This is a genomic window from Aurantiacibacter suaedae (assembly GCF_005434915.1).
GTDB classification, from domain to species: Bacteria; Pseudomonadota; Alphaproteobacteria; order Sphingomonadales; family Sphingomonadaceae; genus Alteraurantiacibacter; species Alteraurantiacibacter suaedae.
Window position 1 is genome coordinate 1,021,562 of sequence record NZ_SKCG01000001.1, and the last position, 18,097, is coordinate 1,039,658.

Sequence of the window (18,097 nt, forward strand, 5' to 3'; positions counted from 1 at the left end):
GACTCTGGCCAAGCGCTGCCCGGGCAAGGATTATTCACCTTTGGCCAGGCGTGCCTTCTGCTCGGCCTGATGTTCGGGCGATTTCCATCCGCGCGGGTCCTTACCAAACCGATTCGGACCGACGGTTGGTGGGAGAATGAGAAGAGCCACAAGACCGAGCAGGCCGGCCAGGCCGGAAACCGTCCCAAGGGTGGGAACAAGCGCCATCAGCCAAAAGACCACGAGCGCTCCGATCAAGTACCAGCCCGGCAGGTTGGCATCCTGCAGGCGGCGCCAAGCAAGCGAGGCAAACACCAGATCTAAAGCCAAGTTAATCGCTGACAATACCGGCGGCTCTGTCCCCCAGCGGGTAAAGACTGTCCGCGTGCCAACGTGTAGCATCAAAGGGATTCGGCCGAGCGAGAAATAGACCGCGGCTGCCCATGCAACATTGATGGTCACCACGGCGAAGACCAGATCGGTCCTTCCGAGGCGCTGCCCCCACCACATTTTCATACTTTATCTTTCTCTCGCTCGCGCCGGCGCAACGCCAGCACATATATCACCAGCGCGGTGAGCGCGAAGGCGAACCACTGCACCGCATAAGACAAATTCTTGCTCGGCTGATCGGCTTTGGGCGTGGGCAAGGCGTTCGCCTCAAGCCCAGCCAACGGCGGATCGGCAACGAGGACCACTGTGCCGTCGCGGTTTGGCGCGATAACGCCGCTCACCGGCCCGCCTTGCCAATCTGGCGCTGCGAGATTCTCCGACCAGCCCGCCTGAACCTCGACGGCCTCACCGCCAGAGCGCAAGCACTCCAAAATTTGCACATAGCCGGTCTGGTCCTGCGCGTTGCGACCGGCGGTGGCGCGCCAGGCCGCTGCCTCAGAACAATCGACGCTGCTGCGACGATAGGCTGCCTGTTCGACATCGGATGAACCAGCCTTCGGGAAGGCAACCGCTGCTGAAAGCTCAGCCGCCTGTTCGAAGCGCGCGAGTTTGGCCTGCTCTTCCTCCATCCGGTCAAGCTGCCAAAAGCCCAGCTTCACCATGATGGCTGCGGCCAGCAGCACCACAAGTGTAGGAACGATCGGCCAGCGGCGGATGCCGAAAATCATTCCTCGCCCTTGTACTTGTGACGATGCTCTTCGGCCCGGCGCGAAAACTCGCTCGCCAGCAGCCATGACTTGCATAGCCGCAGCCCAAGGATCACTCCGCCGGTCGTGAGCGGAACCCACAGGATCACGTGCAGCCACCAAGGTGGCTCGAACGAAAGCTGAAGCCAGAGCGCCCCGATCACCACCAGCGCACCCACGATCATGGTCAGGAAGGCCGCCGGCCCGTCGCCCACATTGAAGCGCGAGAAATCCAGCCCACAGGAGGGGCACTTGTCGGCGAAGCGCGTCAGGCCTGCAAACAGGCTTTTCGCGCCGCACCGCGGACACAAACCGAAAAGGGCAGCCTCACCGATGGTGGGCTGCCCCTTCTTGCTATCGTGAGCGTCGGTCACGAACAGGCCCTAGTGATACTCGGCACCCCAGCCGCCCCACACGTACACGACGATGAACAGGAACAACCAGACTACGTCGACGAAGTGCCAGTACCATGCTGCAGCTTCGAAACCGAAGTGCTGCTGCGGGGTAAAGTGGCCCTTGTAGGTGCGGGCGAGGCAAACAATCAGGAAGATCGTACCCACCAGCACGTGGAAGCCATGGAAGCCGGTGGCCATGTAGAAGGCCGAGCTATAGGTGTTGCCGCCGAAGCCGAACGGCGCATGGCCATATTCGTAAACCTGCACGGCCGAGAACAGCACGCCGAGCGCGATCGTCAGCCACAGGCCCTTCTTCAGGCCATCGCGGTCACCATGGATCAGGCAGTGGTGCGCCCAGGTAACCGTGGTGCCCGAGCACAGCAGAATCAGCGTGTTAAGCAGCGGCAGATCGAACGGGTTCATCACCGCTTCGATCCCGGCCGGCGGCCAGACGCCGTCGACCACTTCGGCCATGGTCGAGGGGAACAGCGCAAAGTCGAACCATGACCAGAACCAGCCCACGAAGAACATCACCTCAGAGGCGATGAACAGGATCATGCCATAACGCATGTGCAGCTGCACCACGGGGGTATGATCGCCCGCCTGCGCTTCGTTCACGATCTTCGAAAACCAGCCAAAGAACGTGGCGATCAGGCCCGCAATGCCGAGGCCCAGCACCAGGTGCCAGTTCGTGAAATAGTCGGAATGCATGAACATGACCATGCCGCTGGTGAACACCAGCCCGGACATCGCGCCGGCAAACGGCCAGATGTCAGGCGGCAGGATATGATAATCGTGGTTCTTGGCACCGGCCATTGTCTGTCTTCCCTGATCGGCAGATTTGCACTTGCCCTTAGAACGCGCTTGCGCCGCGGTCCAGAGCCTTAACTCTCGCCTTCCCCCTCGCTCGCCGAGTCCTGATCGAGAGCGCGATGGAAGGTATAGGACAAGGTGATCTGTTCCACTTCGTCCATATTCGGATCATCCAGCGCCTTGGCGTCCACATAGTAGAGCACCGGCATACGCACTTCCTGCCCCGGCTGGAGCGTCTGTTCGGTGAAGCAGAAGCACTGGATCTTGTTGAAATAGGCGCCGGCCTGTTCGGGCTCGACGTTAAAGGTCGCGGTGCCGGTGATCGGCACCGACGAATTGTTCCGCACCACGAAAATCGCCATGTCGCGCTGCCCGATGGTCACCGTGTCGGTGCGCTGGAGCGGCTTAAAGTCCCACGGCATATCGCGCTCGGTGTTGGCATCGAAGCGAATCGAGTAGGTCGCCCCGCCAGCGCTGGCGGCAAAACGCTCGGCCAGATCGGCATCGGCATCGCTGGCGCGCTGGGTGGTTCCGGCAAAGCCCGTCACCTGACAGAAGAGGCGGTAAAGCGGCACCGAGGCAAACCCGAGCCCCAGCATCCCGAGCGCCGCCAGAAATGCGAACACCATGGTGCGCCGGTTGCGGGTATCGAGAGTGGCTGTTTGCGACATCAGTTTCCTCCGATCCGAACGATCGTGATGAAGTAGAACAACAGCACGAAGCCGAACAGCCCCAGCGCGATCACCACGTTGCGCGCCTTGCGGCGACGGACGAATTCCTTTTCTTCTTCGGGGGTCATGCCAGCACCATCCTGTCAACCACCAGTGCGGCGAACAAGGCGAACAGGTAAAGGACGGAGAAGGCAAACAGCTGCTTTTCCGGCTTCATTGCATCTCCCGGCTGCGAGCTGCGGAAAGCCACTCGCGCCGAGAGCACGAGAAAAGCCGCCGACAAGGCAAACGCCGCTATGCCATAAATTGCGCCGGTTCCACCGATAGCCCAGGGGGCAAGTGCAACCCCAAGCAGCACAACAGCATAGGCTAGGATCTGCTGACGGGTCGAGCGTTCACCCGCCACCACCGGCATCATCGGGATACCGGCCTTGGCATAATCGGTCTTTACAAACAGCGCGAGCGCCCAGAAGTGCGGCGGGGTCCAGGTGAAGATGATCGCGAAGAGCAGCACAGGCATCAGCGTGATTTCGCCGGTCACCGCGATCCACCCGATCAGCGGAGGGAAAGCTCCGGCGCCGCCCCCGATTACGATGTTCTGCGGCGTGCGCGGCTTCAGCCACATGGTGTAGACGACCGAGTAATAGACGATCGACAAGGCCAGCACGCCTGCCGCGAGCGGATGGATCGCCAGCCCCATCAGGATCACCGAGGTGAAGCAAAGGAACAGGCCGAAATCGCGCGCATCGCTGCGGCGCATCCGTCCTGCCGGGAGTGGCCGGTTTGCGGTGCGCTTCATCAGCGCATCGATATCGGCTTCCCACCACTGGTTGAGCACGGCCGCCCCGCCTGCCCCCATGGCAATGCACAGGATAGCGGTGAAGCCAAGCACCGGATGGAGATGGCCCGGCGCGGCAAGCAGGCCGCACAGCCCGGTGAACACCACCAGGCTCATCACCCGCGGCTTGGTCAGGGCGAGGAAGTCGCGCCAGTCGGCCGGAAGCGTGGGAGCGAAGGTGGCGGTGGTTGTGTTCACATCTGGTCCTTGGCGAAAGGGCGCCCCGTTCCCGGCGCGCCCCTTCTGTTGTTCGTCAGTCAGAAGGCGCGGCTCAGGCAGTCGCGGGCTTCGTCGAGATATGGTCGTCCGCGCTGTGATGATCCTCGATCACCGGCAGCGTTTCGAACTGGTGGAACGGCGGCGGGCTGGTCAGGCTCCACTCGAGCGTCGTGGCGCCCTCGCCCCAGTAGTTGCTGGGGGCCTTCTTGCCAGCCACGAAGGCGTAGACGATGTTCACGAAGAACACGCCCACCGACACCAGCGTGATGGCATAGCCGATGCTGGCCACGTGGTTCCACTCGGCATAGGCCGCGGTGAAGTCCGGATAACGGCGCGCCATGCCCTGCAACCCGAGGAAGTGCATCGGGAAGAAGATCATGTTCACGCCAACGAAGAAGATCCAGAACTGGAGGTGCGACAGGAACTCCGAGTGCATCTTTCCGCTCATCTTCGGGAACCAGTAGTAGAACCCGGCGAACATCGAGGTCACCGCACCCAGCGACAGCACATAGTGGAAGTGAGCAACCACGTAATAGGTGTCGTGCAGGTTGTCGTCGATGCCGCCATTGGCGAGCACGACGCCGGTTACACCGCCCACGGTGAACAGGAAGATGAAGCCCATCGCCCACACCATCGGCGACTTGAACTGGATCGAGCCGCCCCACATCGTCGCGATCCACGAGAAGATCTTGATGCCGGTCGGCACCGCGATGACCATGGTTGCGGCGGTGAAGTACATCTTCGTGTTCACGTCGAGGCCGACCGTATACATGTGGTGCGCCCACACGATGAAGCCGACCACGCCGATCGCGACCATGGCGTAGGCCATGCCGAGATAGCCGAACACAGGCTTGCGGCTGAAGGTGGCGATGATCTGCGAAATCATGCCGAAGCCGGGCAGGATCATGATGTACACTTCGGGGTGACCGAAGAACCAGAAAAGGTGCTGGTAGAGGATCGGATCGCCGCCACCGGCCGGATCGAAGAAGGTAGTGCCAAAATTACGGTCGGTGATCAGCATGGTGATCGCTGCGGCCAGAACCGGCAGTGCGAGCAACAGCAGGAAGGCTGTGACCAGCACCGACCACACGAACAGCGGCATCTTGTGCAGGGTCATGCCCGGCGCGCGCATGTTGAAGATGGTGGTGATGAAGTTGGTCGCACCGAGGATCGACCCGGCACCGGCAAGGTGCAGCGAGAAGATCGCGAAATCGACCGCCGGCCCTACGGACCCGCTCGTCGAAAGCGGCGCATAGACTGTCCAGCCCGTACCGGCACCAAGCCCCGTGCCGCCGGGCACGAACAGCGAGAACAGCAGCGAACAGAAGCCCGCCACCGTCAGCCAGAACGAAATGTTATTCATGCGCGGGAAGGCCATGTCGGGCGCGCCGATCATGATCGGCACGAACCAGTTGCCGAAGCCGCCGATCATCGCAGGCATGACCATGAAGAACACCATGATCAAGCCGTGAGCCGTGATCAGCACGTTCCACATGTGGCCCTGCTGGTCGAAGCTGGCGCCATCGCCGCCAAGGAAGTTCACCACATGCCCCAGCACCTGCAGGCCCGGCTCAGCCAGTTCGGCACGCATGATGCCCGAAATGCCGCCACCGATGACACCGGCGATGATCGAGAAGATCAGGTAAAGGGTGCCGATGTCCTTGTGGTTGGTCGACATGAACCAACGCGCGAAAAAGCCCGGCTTGTGATCGGCATCGTGATGATGCTCTTCGGCATGGGCCTGGAAGGTGTCTGCGGTGGTGGCCATTTCGATGCTACCCTAGCTTGCTATTCGTTTCGTTATAATCAGATGGTCGGCGCGATAGCATCGGGCGCAACCGCCTCGGTGCCGGCAGCCGGTGCCTCGTTGGCATTGGCATCGCCCTCGCCTGCGGCGGCTTCAGCGGCAGCAGCCTCTGCGGCGGCGGCAGCAGCTTCAAGCTCCGGCGTGGTACCACCCGGCTGGCTCAGCACCCAGGCGTTGAACTCTTCGAGCGGGCGCGCCTCGATTGCGATCGGCATATAGCCATGACGCGCACCGCACAGCTCCATGCACTGGCCGTAATAGATGCCCGGCTCCTGAATGGTTAGCACGCGCTCGTTAATGCGGCCCGGCACGGCGTCGATCTTGAACCACAGCGACGGGATACCGAACGAGTGGATCACGTCGGCACCGAAGGTCTGCAGACGGATCGGCACACCAACCGGCACAACCATGCGGTTGTCGACAGCGAGGTGGCTGGGTTCGCCAGCGGCCTTCGCTTCTTCTTCCGGCATCATGTTCGAGATCACCTCGAAACCGCCGTTGTCGATATACTCATAGCCCCAGTACCACTGGTAGCCATTGGCCTTGATCGTGATCGCGTTTTCCGGCGGGCTCTTGTACTGGCGCGAGATCAGCGTGATCGACGGCACTGCGATCACCACGAGGATCAGCACCGGAATCACGGTCCAGATGATTTCGATCAGCGTGTTGTGGCTGGTCTTCGAAGGCACGGTGTTCGAACGGCGATTGTATCGCGCGATCACCCACAGAAGCAGGCCAAGCACGAACAGGCTGATCACCACACTGATCGGCAGCAGGATCGCATCGTGCATCCACAAGGCGTAGTTGCCGTTGGCAGTGTACTGATCCTGAAAACCGATGCCGCCGGGGGTCGGCTGACCCTTGATCATGTCCGGGCCATAGTGCTCGAAAGCGGGCGCAGCCGCTTCGGCAGCAGGCGCAGATTCGTCAGCCGGAGCCGCATCGACCGGCGCCTCGATCGGCGCGGTGACGGTTTGATCCTGCGCAAAGACAGCTTGCGGAGCAGCGGTGAAAGAGACGGCCGCGACCAGCATGGTCAGGAAGGTGAGCGGCTTGCGGGCGATGTCGCCGAAAGTCATTGCGTCGAAGCTTTCCATTCTTTTGTAGCGCGCGAACCCTGAATCCAAGCCCCTGCGCACAGGCCTTCTTGCCCCTCAATGGGGCCTGTAAGGCGCGCCTATACGCCCGCTTGCCCCATGCCTCAAGCGCTTCTAGGGAATTTTTCGAGCGCCAGTGGAAACACCGAGCTAGTTGCAAATCGTTCGCACAGGAAACAGGAAACGTCCCCCATCATGACACAAGACGAGGTCCTCGCCGAGTTCCGCGCCAGCGGCGCCTTGCTTGAGGGGCACTTCCGCCTCTCGTCGGGCCGTCACTCGGCCCACTATCTGCAATGCGCCCGCGTGTTGATGAACCCCGACCGCGCCGCTCGCCTGGCCATTGCGCTGGCCCAGCAAATTCCACGCGACCTGCGCGCGAGCATCGATGCCGTGGTCTCGCCCGCGATGGGCGGCATTATCATAGGGCACGAAATGGGCCGCGCCTTGCAGAAAGACGCGATGTTTCTCGAGCGGCCCGAGGGCAAGTTCCACCTGCGCCGCGGATTCGCGCTCGAAAAAGGCGCCAAGGTGCTGATGGTAGAGGACGTGGTGACCACGGGCCTTTCCAGCCGCGAAGCGATTGCAGCGGTTGGTGAAGAAGGCGGCAAGGTCGTTGCCGAAGTGGCGCTGGTCGACCGCTCGAATGGCGAGGCCGATCTTGGCGTGCCATTCTTCCCGCTCGTGGCGCTGAACTTCCCGACCTATGCCGAGGACGAGCTGCCCGAAGAGCTGGCTGCAATACCGGTCACCAAGCCGGGGAGCCGCGCCTGACCATGGTCGAGTCGAACGTCCACAATCCGGGCAAGCTGCGGCTTGGCGTGAACATCGATCATGTCGCGACCATCCGCAACGCGCGCGGCGGCGACCATCCCGATCCGGTCCGCGCGGCCGAGATCGTGGCCCGAGTCGGCGGCGACGGGATCACCGCGCACCTACGCGAGGATCGCCGCCATATCCGCGACGAGGACATTCGCCGCATTCAGGACGCGACCGACCTGCCGCTCAATTTCGAGATGGCAGCGACCGACGAGATGCTGGCCATCGCGCTGGCGCATAAGCCGCACGCTGCCTGCATCGTCCCCGAAAAGCGCGAGGAGCGCACGACCGAGGGCGGGCTCGATGCGGCCGGGCTGCACAACCAGCTCGCGCCAATCGTGAGCCGCTTGATGGACGCAGGCATCCGCGTTTCGCTGTTCGTCGAGGCGAGCGAGCGCCAGATCGAGGCGGCCTTGCGTCTTGGCGCGCCGGTGGTTGAGTTCCATACGGGCGAATATGCCCATGCCGATCTCGACGGGGACAGCGAGAAGGTTGCGCGCGAATTGAAGCGTTTGTCTGACATGGCTGCGCTTGCCGCGAAGAATGGCATCGAGCCGCACGCCGGCCACGGGCTGACTTACGAGAACGTGCAGCCGGTGGCCGCCATTCCCCAGCTCGCCGAGCTGAACATCGGGCACTACCTGATCGGCGAGGCGATCTTCTGCGGTCTGGAAAGCGCCGTGCTGCGGATGCGCGAACTGATGGACGACGCGCGGTGAGCCGCGCGCCCAACCGACTGAACAGCCCTACCCTGGATCACGTCCGGGCTGACGGCTCGGGAGCTTGCCCATGATCTTTGGCCTCGGTTCTGACCTTTGCAACATCGAGCGCATCCAGAACTCGCTCGACCGGTTTGGCGCCCGTTTCACCGACCGCGTCTTCACCGACATTGAAAACGCCAAGGCCGCCCGCCGCCCGCACACCCAGGCAGGCACCTACGCCAAGCGATTCGCCGCCAAGGAAGCTTTTTCGAAAGCGGTCGGGACCGGGTTCAAGGCTGGCGTGTTCATGAAGGATATCGGGGTGGTGAATGCCCCCTCGGGCGCGCCTACCCTCGCCCTTTCCGGCGGGGCGGCCGCCCGGCTGGCACAGCTGACCCCGGATGGACACCTTGTAAAGATACACTTGACCCTGACCGACGATCATCCATGGGCGCAAGCCTTCGTGATACTTGAGGCCCTTCCCGCATGAGCGACGCCACCACCTCCTCCTCATCCGACAAGACCGGCGAGAAAGAGAAGATTAACTGGCTGGCCGAGATTCGCGGCCTCGCGCTGATGTTGCTGGCGGTACTGGCCTTTCACACCTTCGTCGCCAAGCCGTTCTACATCCCATCTGGCTCGATGATGCCCAACCTGCTGGTGGGCGATAGGCTGGTTGTAAGCAAGTGGCCCTATGGTTGGAGCTGGGTCTCGGCAAGCTTCCATCTGCTGCCGCGCTCCACCTGGCGAGTCGCGCCGGGCACGCCCGAATACGGCGACATCGTTATCGCCGTGCCGCCGACTCACGCCGAAGACTATATCAAGCGTGTGGTCGCCTTGCCCGGCGATCGAATTGCGGTGGTGAACGGCCAGATCATCCTCAATGGCAAGCCCGTGCCGCAGGCGGTCGAGCCGCCGGTGCGCCTCCCCGCCGACGAAGACGGACAGTGCGATGGCAGGGACTGTATGGCCGCCTTCGCCCCCTATCGTGTGCAACTGGAAGATGGCACCACGGTCTACGAGCCGCCCACCTACCGCGAGACGCTGCCCAACGGTGCGAGCTATCTGATTATCGACCACGAGACCCAGAGCTTGGACAATATGGCCGAAGTGACCGTGCCCGATGGCCACGTGTTTCTGATGGGCGACAACCGCGACCATTCTGCCGACAGCCGCGCGCCGATCTTTGCAAGCGGGCTCGGCGGGCCGGTGCCGCTGGCCAATGTCGGCGGGCGCGCTGAATTCATCACGTTCTCACTCGATGGCAGCGCCAGCTACAATCCGCTGAGCTGGTTCTCCGCCCTGCGGCCCGACCGCGCCTGGACCAGCCTGCGTCCGCAAAAGGACGACGAATAAATTATGGCCGACACCGACACCCACACCGACGATAAGGAAATGGGCGCCAGCCCGACCAGCATCACCAGCCCCGAACTGCGGCTTGAAGCAGCGCGCGCGCTGGTCTGGAGCACCATCGTCGGGCTTCTGGTGCTGGCGATCTACATTTCGCAGAGCCTGCTGGTGATCTTCGGTGCAATGGTCTTCGCCTCGATGATCGATGGCGGGTCGCGGCTGCTCGGGCGCTGGCTCCCCATCGCTCGTCCCTGGCGCGTCGCTATTGTGCTGGCGGGAGGGATCGGATTTCTCATCTGGCTGTCGATGTATGCCGGCTCGCAAATCTCACGCGAGGCGGCCGAATTACCGGCAATCGTCGAACGGCAGGCGCGCGAGCTGTTCCTTTGGGCCAGGGGCCAGGGCTTCGAGATCGCGCTTGACGACCTGAAGGGCATGGCAGGCCAGGCGATGGACGGTGTTGGCACCGTCACCCGCGCGCTGGGCGGGTTGCTGGGCGGACTGACGACCGTTGCCCTCATTCTCATCATCGGCATTTATGTCGCTATCGAGCCACGCCTTTACGAACGCGGGGTCGCCTGGATGCTTCCGCGCGCCCGCCGAGAGGATTTCTATCTCACCGCCGAGCGCATGGGCTATACCATGCGGCGCCTTATGTTCGGCCGCATTGTGGGCATGGTGGTCGAAGGCATCTTCACCTATATCATGCTCGTGCTTTACGGTGTGGTGACCGGGGATGCGATCCCCATGCCCGCCCTGCTCGCTATCCTCACAGGGTTGCTCGCCTTCATTCCCAACATCGGCGCGGTGGTTTCTGGCGTGCTGATGGTACTGGTGGGCTTTTCGGGCGGCACCGAAATGGGGATTTACACCATCGTGGTCTATCTCCTGGTGCAGAACATCGACGGCTATATCGTGATCCCGATGATCGCCAAGAAGACTGTCGATCTGGCCCCGGCGCTGGTGCTGGGGATGCAGCTCATCATGGGCATCCTGTTCGGTATTCTGGGCCTGTTCCTGGCCGATCCGTTGCTGGCCATGATCAAGGTCGCGCTCGAACGGCGCAGCGAGCAGAACGCGCGCGACGAAGCCGCCACCTCAGGGGAGAACAACCCTGCGTAAGTTTCTCTATTTTATCGTTGTTGGGATTGTTCTGGTCGCCGGGGTGCTGTTTGCACTGCGGATCTATGCCGACGACGTAACCAAGATCGCACTCGTGCCCGACAGCGAATTCGTGTCGCAAGCGCCGCTTGAGGCCGTCGCGTATAACGATCCCGATATGTGGTTCAGCCGCCCCGGCCTCGCAATTGAGGACGATGCCGCGCGCTGGCAGCCTGCCGATGCCGCCGCGCCCGAGGGCGACTCGGGAAGCGCGCAGGCACCGGACTCTGCCTCTGCGAACGATGCGGACAACAGCGCCCCCGCCTTCGCGGTGTTTTTCGTACACCCCACCAGCTATCTGGAGCGTTCGAGCTGGAACGCCCCAATTGACCACGAAGAATCGCAGTGGCGCGCGCGGCTGATGGTCCGCGGCATGGCCAGCGCCTTCAACGAGGCCGGCGAGATATGGGCTCCGCGGTATCGGCAGGCCACTTTCGGCGCGTTCCTCACCGATGCGCCCGAAGCGCAACAGGCGCTCGACGCAGCCTACCTCGACGTTAGCCAAGCCTTCGAATTCTTCCTCGAAAGCGTCGATCCCGACATGCCCATCGTCCTCGCGGGGCATAGCCAGGGCGGCTACCATGTCGCCCGCCTGTTGCAGGAGCGCGTGGTCGGCACGCCATTGCAGGATCGAATTGCCGCGGTTTACCCGGTTGGCTGGCCGATTTCCGTCGAGCATGACCTGCCCGCGCTCGGCCTGCCCGCCTGCGCCAGCGCCGATCAGCCCGCCTGCATCAGCGACTGGGTCAGCTTTGCTGAACCGGCCGAGCCAGGCCTGCTGCTCACGCGCTACGAAGCGACGCCGGGGCTCGACGGGCAAAGCCGCGCGGGTAGCCCGATCCTCTGCGTGAACCCGCTGACCGGTGCAACGGGCGGCGAAGCCGCGGCCAGCGCCAACCTCGGCACCCTGGTGCCCAATTCCGACCTTTCCGACGGCGAACTGGTGCCCGCTGCCGTGGGCGCGCGGTGTGATGCCAACGGCCTGCTGCTGATCGGGGAGGCCGTGGACTTGGGTCAATACGTGCTGCCCGGCAACAACTACCACGTCTACGACATCCCCCTGTTCTGGGCGAACCTCAAGGCCGACGTCGCGCGTCGGGTAGAAGCATGGCAACAAGCGCGCTCGTAACCGAACAGGCTCCCGAGTTTCGAGAGGCGCTGGGCGATGGCGGAGTGTTGCTTGGCCTGGACCTCGGCACCAAGACCATTGGCACCGCGCTGTGCGATGCGCGCTGGACCTTCGCCACGGCGGGCAAGACACTACCCAAGGGCAAATACGGCCGCGACCGCGCGGCTCTGGCCGAGCTGTGTGCTGCCCGTTCGGTAAAAGGCGTTGTGATCGGCCTCCCGCTTAACATGGATGGCAGCGCCGGGCCGCGGGTGCAGGCGAGCCGCGCCTTTGCGCGCAATCTGGCGCAGATGTCCGAGCAGGGGCTCGGCCTGCCGGTGCTGCTGTGGGATGAGCGCTGGTCCACCACGAGCGCCGAGCGTGCGATGATCGACCAGGACTTCAGCCGCGCCAAGCGGGCGACACGGATCGACAGCCACGCCGCCGCGATCATCCTCCAAGCCGCAATCGACCGGCTCGCAGGCGGAATGTTCTAAGCCCGGCGCACAATCACGATCAGCCCTTCGGGCATCTCGCCCTCGTGAGGCAGCATCAACCGCATCGCATCGGCCCGGGCGCGCACCAGCACCTCTTCACTGACCTGCGGATCGGCCACGACAACATCGGCCATCCCAAGCAGCCGCGCCTGACGCAGCGTGAGGTCATCGGGATCGTCGCTCGCAACCGTAAATTCATGCATTGTAGGCGCAGCAGCGTCGCCGCCAGCCGCTAGCCATTCGCCAAGCCGGTCCGCACTGCCCGAATCGAGCGGATCAAGCGCCCCGCCCTCGCCTAGCGCAGCATCAAGCGCACGGCGGCGCTCCGCCGAATCGGGAAAGGCCTTACGCAAGGCCCCGCGCGCCTCGGACAGTCCCTGCGCCAGCCTGCCCAGCGACGGCGGCAGCAGCGCCTCAAGCCGCAAACGCAGATGTTTGGCCAGCCCGGCCGACGCACCCGAAGTGCCGACCGCGATCAGCACCGGGTCGCGCTCCAGCAAACTCGGAGTGGTAAAATCGCACCAGTCGGGCTTGTCGACCACGTTGACCAACAACCCCGCCCCGCGCAGCCGCAGGGCATCGGCCTCGCAGCGCGCCTCGTCTTCATGGGCGACGAAGGCCAGCCGCGCGCCCTCATCGATCCCGCGTTGGAGATTGGTGACGACCAGCCCCCCTGCACGTTCGACCAATCGCGCCTTCGGCGCCGCAGCTTCGCCCTCGCCCAGCACGATCACCGGCTGACCGGCAATACGGTGGAAGAGCGGGAGCGAGCGCATCAGCCGTCCTAGCGCTTCAGGAAGTCTGGCACGCGCTCGGCGGCGGTAATCGCCTCGGGCAGGATGCGGTCGGCGACCACGGCGAATTCGTCGCCGTCGACCATCACCTCGGCCACGAAGCCGCGCGAGTTGTACGAACTCGCCATTGTCGCGCCATAGGCTCCGGCAGTGCGGAACACGGCAAGATCGCCCGGACCCACCGCATCGATATCGCGCCCGGTGGCGAAGGTGTCGCCGGTCTCGCAAATCGGGCCGACGATGTTCGCCACCATCCGCGCACCGCTAGGGCGCACGGCATCGAAATCGTGCCAGGCGTTGTAAAGCGAGGGCCGCGCCAGATCGTTCATCGCCGCATCGACGATCACGAACGGATCGCGGTTGGCATTGCGCTTCACCCTGATCACGCGAGTCAGCAGAACCCCGGCATTGCCCGCAATTACACGGCCCGGCTCGAACATCAGCGTCGCGTCCCAGTCCTTGGTGACGCGGGCCACCATGGCACCGTAGTCGGCCGGGCTCGGGTAGACCTCGCCCTTCTTGTAAGGCACGCCGAGACCGCCGCCGAGGTCCATATGGGTAACGGTGTCGCCCGCACCCCGAATCTCGCCGAGCAGCTCGCCGAGCCGCAGGAAGGCCGCCTCAAGCGGGGCCAGTTCGGACAGCTGGCTGCCGATGTGCACCGCAAGGCCGCGCATCTCCAGCCCCGGCAAGGCCGCGAGGCGGGCGTAGATTTCACCCGCGCGGTCAATAGGCACGCCGAACTTGTTGTCCTTCTTGCCGGTCGAGATCTTCTCGTGGGTGCCGGCGTCGATATCGGGGTTCACCCGCAGCGCGCAGGGCGCCTTGAGCCCCTTCTCCGCCGCGATCTGGGCGAGCTCGACGCCCTCTTCCTCGCTCTCGATATTAAACTGGCCAATCCGCTCATCGAGCCCGGCAGCCAGTTCGCGCGCGGTCTTGCCGACGCCCGAGAACACGATGTCCGCCGCTGGAATGCCCGCCGCGACGGCGCGCGCCATCTCGCCGCCCGAAACCACATCGGCGCCATAGCCTTCGCGCCCAAGCAGGCTAAGCACGGCAAGGTTCGGGTTGGATTTCACAGCAAAGGCAAGGTGCGGCTTGCGCTCGAGCCCGGCGAGCCCCTCGCGGAACACGCGGGCGTGGCGCTCGAACGTGGCGCGCGAATAGACATAGACGGGCGTGCCCACTTCGTCCGCGATGCGGGCGAGCGGCACGTCCTCGGCGAACATCTCGCCGTTACGAAGCTGAAAATGATCCAATGTTTCTTACCCTTCGGGTGGGAGGTCGAACGGATCGTCCTCCCGTTCTTCGGATTCGCTGCGCAGTTCCACGCTGCGCTCGGGCGCAGCCTGCGGGTCGACTGCGAGCAACTGACTTGAGCTGGGCGGCTCGCTCGCACCATAGGGCGCGGGCGGCAAGGCACGACCGGGCGCGGGCTCAAGCTCGTTACGCTGGCCGCAGGCGGCAAGCGCAAGCGAGCCGGCGATCAGGAGTGCCGCGCGCTTCACGCGCCCATCCCCAATGCCAATCGCGCCGCGGCCACGCGTTTTCGCACCTCCACCGGCGCGGTGCCGCCATGCGAGCAGCGCGCGGCCACCGATGCCTCGACCGAGAGCGCCTTGTAGACACGTTCGTCCACCCGGCCATCGATGGCCTGCAATTCGTCAAGCGACAGCTCGTCGAGCGCGCAGCCCTTGCTTTCGGCGAGCTTCACCGCCGCGCCGGTGATGTGGTGCGCCTCGCGGAACGGGATGTCCGCCTCGCGCACCAGCCAGTCGGCAAGATCGGTGGCCGTGGCATAGCCGAGTTCTGCGGCCTGACGCATACGCTCGGTCTTGAAGGTGCTGTCCGCGATCATTCCGACCATCGCCGCGATCGACAGCCGCAGCAAGCCGTGCGCCTCGAACACCGGCGGCTTGTCGTCCTGCATGTCCTTCGAATAGGCGAGCGGCAGGCCCTTCATCGTCACCATCAACGAGGTGAAGCAGCCCATGATCCGGCCAGCGTGCCCGCGCACCAGTTCGGCGGCGTCGGGGTTCTTCTTCTGCGGCATGATCGAGGAGCCGGTCGACAGACTATCCGCCATGCGCACGAAGCCGAAGGGCTGGCTCGCCCAGATCACGAACTCCTCGGCCAACCGCGACAGGTGCAGGCTGCACTGGGTGGCGGCGGAGAGATAATCGAGCGCGAAGTCGCGGTCTGACACGGCATCGAGGCTGTTGTCGGTCGGGCTATCGAAGCCGAGCGCCTTGGCGGTCATCTCACGGTCAATTGGGAAGCCCGTGCCCGCCAGCGCGGCGCTGCCGAGCGGCGAACGGTTAAGCCGGGCGCGCGCATCTTCGAAGCGCGAAACATCGCGACTTGCCATCTCGTAGTAAGCCATGAGGTGATGGCCGAGCGTTACCGGCTGCGCGGTTTGCAGGTGGGTGAAGCCGGGCATGATCGAATCGGCGTGATTGTTCGCCTGCTCGACCAGCGCGCGACGCAGGGCAGCGAGCCCCTCCAGTGTCTCGTCGATGGCGTCGCGCACCCAGAGGCGAAAGTCGGTCGCCACCTGATCGTTGCGGCTGCGCGCGGTGTGCAGGCGGCCCGCCACCGGGCCGATCAGCTCGGCAAGGCGGCTCTCGGTGGTCATGTGGATATCTTCGAGCTCCCAGTTTTCGGGAACGCCGTTCGCTTCGTATTCTTCCGCGACCTTGTCGAGACCGTCGAGGATCGTTTCCATATCGGCGCCGGAAACGATATTGCGTGCACCAAGCATGGTGACATGAGCCTTGCTTGCGGCGATATCCTGTCGCCAAAGGGCTTTATCAAACGGAATCGAGGCATTGATTTCGCGCATGATTGCCGAAGGCCCTTCGGCAAACCGTCCGCCCCACATGGCGTTGGAGGAACTATCCTTGGTCAAACTGCGAAAATCCCCGAAATTGCTGGTTGTTTGCCTCGCGGCGCTGCTGGCCGGGTGCGATACCGGTGCGGAGCCGGACACGCAAGCTGCGAGCACCGAAGCGCAGGATGGTACGCTCACCGGAACGCTTGACCGCTCGCTGGCGGGCGAGGAAGTGCCAGAAGTGACCGTACGTCAGCCTGATGGCACCGAGCTGGCGCTGGCCGAGATGGACGGTCAGCCGTTTTTGCTCAACCTGTGGGCGACATGGTGTGCGCCCTGCGTGGTCGAGATGCCGCTGCTCGACGATATGGCCGACGAGTTGGGAGACACGGTGCGCGTGGTTACGGTGAGCGAAGACCTGCGTGGGGCCGAAGCGGTGGAGCCTTTCTTCGCGGACCACGATTTCGTCGCACTTGAACCGTGGATGGACCCCGACAACGCGCTCGCCTTCGCCTATGGCGGGGGCGCGGTACTGCCGCTTACGATCCTTTACGATGCCGAGGGCAAGGAGGTATGGCGGGTGATCGGTGCCTATGACTGGTCGACTCCCGAAGCGCATGAGGCCGTGCTGGAAGCGGCGGTAAGCACCAAAGCCGAATAGCTCGGTAAAACGCCGCATAGTCACACACCCTCTTTTCACGGTGCTAACCTTGCGCTAAGCGGCGCTCGCGCAGGGCGGTTAGCTCAGTTGGTAGAGCATCTCGTTTACACCGAGAGGGTCGGCGGTTCGAGCCCGTCACCGCCCACCAGTTTCTCGCGGGAGGCTGGAAGCGCCTTTCCTCCCCTTACACCATCTGCGCCGCCGCCTGCCCCAACTCGTGGAAATAGCGCGCCATCGCATCCGACGATTTCTCGGTCAGCTGGATGAAGGCACGGCGGCGGTCCGTCTCATCCTCGATCCGCTCGAGCAATCCGGCCTCGGTCATCTGCGAAATCCAGCGTAGCGCTGTGGTCGGCGGAACGCCCGAAGCGATGCACAGCGAGGTGACCGAGACGCGCAGATGCTCGGCGCGCGCGGCAGTCAGGTCGAGCAGCATATCCCAGGCCGGATCGGCGAAGAGATCGCCATCGAAGAACCGGGCTCGCATCTGCCTTTGCTGGATAATCCGGCGCACCAATCGCGGATCGGGTAGCGGTGGCCGCGTCGCGCGCACCAACCGCTCGCCATTGCACGATGATGAGGCGGCGGCCGGCTCGAAGCTGAAAATGCTCTCGCCCGATGACTTCGCCGTCTGATCAGGTGTGAGCTGGTCGATCCTTTCGGCAATGTGGCTGACCTGCTCCGTGATCCGCAGCAAGGTGCGCCGGTCTTCCTCCGACAGTTCGCGCACCCGCAGCCCCGACAGATCGGCCAACATTCGGCCGAGCGCTATGACCCGATCCGCCCGGCGCGGGTTGACGAGGATTTGAACCTCGCTCGCCGAACAGCAGCCATAGACCGCCTCGAGCGCATCGAGCGTGGTCGACACGATCAGCCGCGCCCCCGTTTGCGCCGCGCGCTCATCAAGCCTGCTCAGCGCGGCATAGCCCGCCCCGTCGAGATCGGGGCAATCGAGAAATACCAGTTCACCCAGGGGCCGCGGATCGCCATCGAGCAGCTCTGCAAGAGGGCCGCATTCGCGCAAGGCAAAACCTGCGATTTCCGCATCCTCGCGCAGATCATCGCGAAATTGCGCCCGATCGGAAAACACCGACAGCGCCAGCTTCATCCCGGCGCTGTCAGCGGCCATCTCATAGGTGAAATCGATTAAGGTGGCCTGACCCATCTCTTCGCACTCCCCTGAAGTGAATGCGAACGCAATGAGAACAAATCAGGACCTTG

Annotated in this window: 22 protein-coding genes and 1 tRNA gene; 9 read left to right on the forward strand and 14 right to left on the reverse strand. The window is 63.7% G+C overall.

From position 1 onward, the window contains the following. Positions 1-30: 30 nt before the first annotated feature. From E0473_RS04870 to coxB, 9 genes are all read right to left on the reverse strand, one after another. Positions 31-495, reverse strand: coding sequence for a DUF805 domain-containing protein (locus E0473_RS04870; RefSeq protein ID WP_137679685.1), 465 nt, complete (start codon positions 493-495; stop codon positions 31-33). Continuing rightward, on the reverse strand, positions 492-1,097 hold the full coding sequence (locus E0473_RS04875) for an SURF1 family protein (protein WP_241657332.1): 606 nt from the start codon (positions 1,095-1,097) through the stop codon (positions 492-494). The genes E0473_RS04870 and E0473_RS04875 overlap by 4 nt, the downstream gene beginning before the upstream one ends. Next, the gene (locus E0473_RS04880) at positions 1,094-1,489 is read right to left on the reverse strand and encodes a DUF983 domain-containing protein (protein ID WP_137679686.1); all 396 of its coding nucleotides are present in this window, start codon (positions 1,487-1,489) and stop codon (positions 1,094-1,096) included. The genes E0473_RS04875 and E0473_RS04880 overlap by 4 nt, the downstream gene beginning before the upstream one ends. 9 nt (positions 1,490-1,498) lie before the next feature. Continuing rightward, on the reverse strand, positions 1,499-2,326 hold the full coding sequence (locus tag E0473_RS04885) for a cytochrome c oxidase subunit 3 (protein ID WP_137679687.1): 828 nt from the start codon (positions 2,324-2,326) through the stop codon (positions 1,499-1,501). Positions 2,327-2,394: 68 nt separating this feature from the next. Next, the gene (locus E0473_RS04890; RefSeq protein ID WP_137679688.1) at positions 2,395-2,994 is read right to left on the reverse strand and encodes a cytochrome c oxidase assembly protein; all 600 of its coding nucleotides are present in this window, start codon (positions 2,992-2,994) and stop codon (positions 2,395-2,397) included. Then, on the reverse strand, positions 2,994-3,122 hold the full coding sequence (locus E0473_RS15720; protein ID WP_277751507.1) for a hypothetical protein: 129 nt from the start codon (positions 3,120-3,122) through the stop codon (positions 2,994-2,996). Before E0473_RS15720 ends, E0473_RS04890 begins: the two co-directional genes overlap by 1 nt. After that, positions 3,119-4,030, reverse strand: coding sequence for a heme o synthase (locus E0473_RS04895; RefSeq protein ID WP_137679689.1), 912 nt, complete (start codon positions 4,028-4,030; stop codon positions 3,119-3,121). Before E0473_RS04895 ends, E0473_RS15720 begins: the two co-directional genes overlap by 4 nt. Positions 4,031-4,103: 73 nt before the next feature. Further along, on the reverse strand, positions 4,104-5,819 hold the full coding sequence (gene ctaD / locus E0473_RS04900) for a cytochrome c oxidase subunit I (protein WP_137679690.1): 1,716 nt from the start codon (positions 5,817-5,819) through the stop codon (positions 4,104-4,106). Between the two features lie 38 nt (positions 5,820-5,857). Continuing rightward, positions 5,858-6,955 carry a cytochrome c oxidase subunit II gene (coxB, locus tag E0473_RS04905; protein WP_241657333.1) on the reverse strand — a complete coding sequence of 366 codons (1,098 nt, stop codon included), beginning with the start codon at positions 6,953-6,955 and terminating at the stop codon, positions 5,858-5,860. 195 nt (positions 6,956-7,150) lie between these two features. On the opposite strand from coxB, the gene pyrE reads away from it, so the two are divergent. From pyrE to ruvX, 7 genes are all read left to right on the forward strand, one after another. After that, the gene (gene pyrE / locus E0473_RS04910) at positions 7,151-7,729 is read left to right on the forward strand and encodes an orotate phosphoribosyltransferase (RefSeq protein ID WP_137679692.1); all 579 of its coding nucleotides are present in this window, start codon (positions 7,151-7,153) and stop codon (positions 7,727-7,729) included. A gap of 2 nt (positions 7,730-7,731) precedes the next feature. After that, entirely contained in the window at positions 7,732-8,493 is a 762-nt protein-coding gene (locus E0473_RS04915) for a pyridoxine 5'-phosphate synthase (RefSeq protein ID WP_137679693.1), read from the forward strand. Between the two features lie 70 nt (positions 8,494-8,563). Next, a complete protein-coding gene (gene acpS, locus E0473_RS04920) occupies positions 8,564-8,965 on the forward strand; it encodes a holo-ACP synthase (RefSeq protein ID WP_137679694.1) in 402 nt (133 codons plus the stop codon). Then, on the forward strand, positions 8,962-9,831 hold the full coding sequence (gene lepB, locus E0473_RS04925; protein WP_137679695.1) for a signal peptidase I: 870 nt from the start codon (positions 8,962-8,964) through the stop codon (positions 9,829-9,831). The genes acpS and lepB overlap by 4 nt, the downstream gene beginning before the upstream one ends. Positions 9,832-9,834: 3 nt before the next feature. Beyond that, positions 9,835-10,947, forward strand: coding sequence for an AI-2E family transporter (locus E0473_RS04930; RefSeq protein WP_137679696.1), 1,113 nt, complete (start codon positions 9,835-9,837; stop codon positions 10,945-10,947). A 43-nt stretch (positions 10,948-10,990) separates the two neighbouring features. Beyond that, positions 10,991-12,115 (forward strand): DUF3089 domain-containing protein, encoded by a 1,125-nt coding sequence (locus E0473_RS04935; protein WP_241657334.1) that lies wholly within the window; start codon positions 10,991-10,993, stop codon positions 12,113-12,115. Beyond that, the gene (ruvX, locus tag E0473_RS04940; RefSeq protein ID WP_137679698.1) at positions 12,094-12,591 is read left to right on the forward strand and encodes a Holliday junction resolvase RuvX; all 498 of its coding nucleotides are present in this window, start codon (positions 12,094-12,096) and stop codon (positions 12,589-12,591) included. The genes E0473_RS04935 and ruvX overlap by 22 nt, the downstream gene beginning before the upstream one ends. Here the strand turns inward: ruvX and E0473_RS04945 are convergent. The 4 genes from E0473_RS04945 to argH are packed head-to-tail and all read right to left on the reverse strand — an operon-like array spanning position 12,588 to position 16,266. Next, complete coding sequence (locus E0473_RS04945) at positions 12,588-13,367, reverse strand: precorrin-2 dehydrogenase/sirohydrochlorin ferrochelatase family protein (RefSeq protein WP_137679699.1); 780 nt, start codon at positions 13,365-13,367, stop codon at positions 12,588-12,590. The genes ruvX and E0473_RS04945 overlap by 4 nt on opposite strands. An 8-nt stretch (positions 13,368-13,375) precedes the next feature. Beyond that, positions 13,376-14,644 (reverse strand): diaminopimelate decarboxylase, encoded by a 1,269-nt coding sequence (gene lysA, locus E0473_RS04950; RefSeq protein ID WP_137679700.1) that lies wholly within the window; start codon positions 14,642-14,644, stop codon positions 13,376-13,378. 6 nt (positions 14,645-14,650) lie between these two features. Continuing rightward, entirely contained in the window at positions 14,651-14,893 is a 243-nt protein-coding gene (locus E0473_RS04955) for a hypothetical protein (RefSeq protein ID WP_170308115.1), read from the reverse strand. Then, positions 14,890-16,266 (reverse strand): argininosuccinate lyase, encoded by a 1,377-nt coding sequence (gene argH / locus E0473_RS04960; RefSeq protein ID WP_137680064.1) that lies wholly within the window; start codon positions 16,264-16,266, stop codon positions 14,890-14,892. The genes E0473_RS04955 and argH overlap by 4 nt, the downstream gene beginning before the upstream one ends. On the opposite strand from argH, the gene E0473_RS04965 reads away from it, so the two are divergent. After that, positions 16,265-16,876, forward strand: a complete 612-nt coding sequence (locus E0473_RS04965; protein ID WP_137679702.1) for a TlpA family protein disulfide reductase — start codon at positions 16,265-16,267, stop codon at positions 16,874-16,876. The genes argH and E0473_RS04965 overlap by 2 nt on opposite strands. A gap of 72 nt (positions 16,877-16,948) precedes the next feature. Continuing rightward, positions 16,949-17,024 (forward strand) — tRNA-Val (locus tag E0473_RS04970). 36 nt (positions 17,025-17,060) lie between these two features. Here E0473_RS04970 and E0473_RS04975 read toward each other — a convergent pair. Then, the gene (locus E0473_RS04975; RefSeq protein WP_137679703.1) at positions 17,061-18,041 is read right to left on the reverse strand and encodes a winged helix DNA-binding protein; all 981 of its coding nucleotides are present in this window, start codon (positions 18,039-18,041) and stop codon (positions 17,061-17,063) included. Positions 18,042-18,097: the final 56 nt, after the last annotated feature.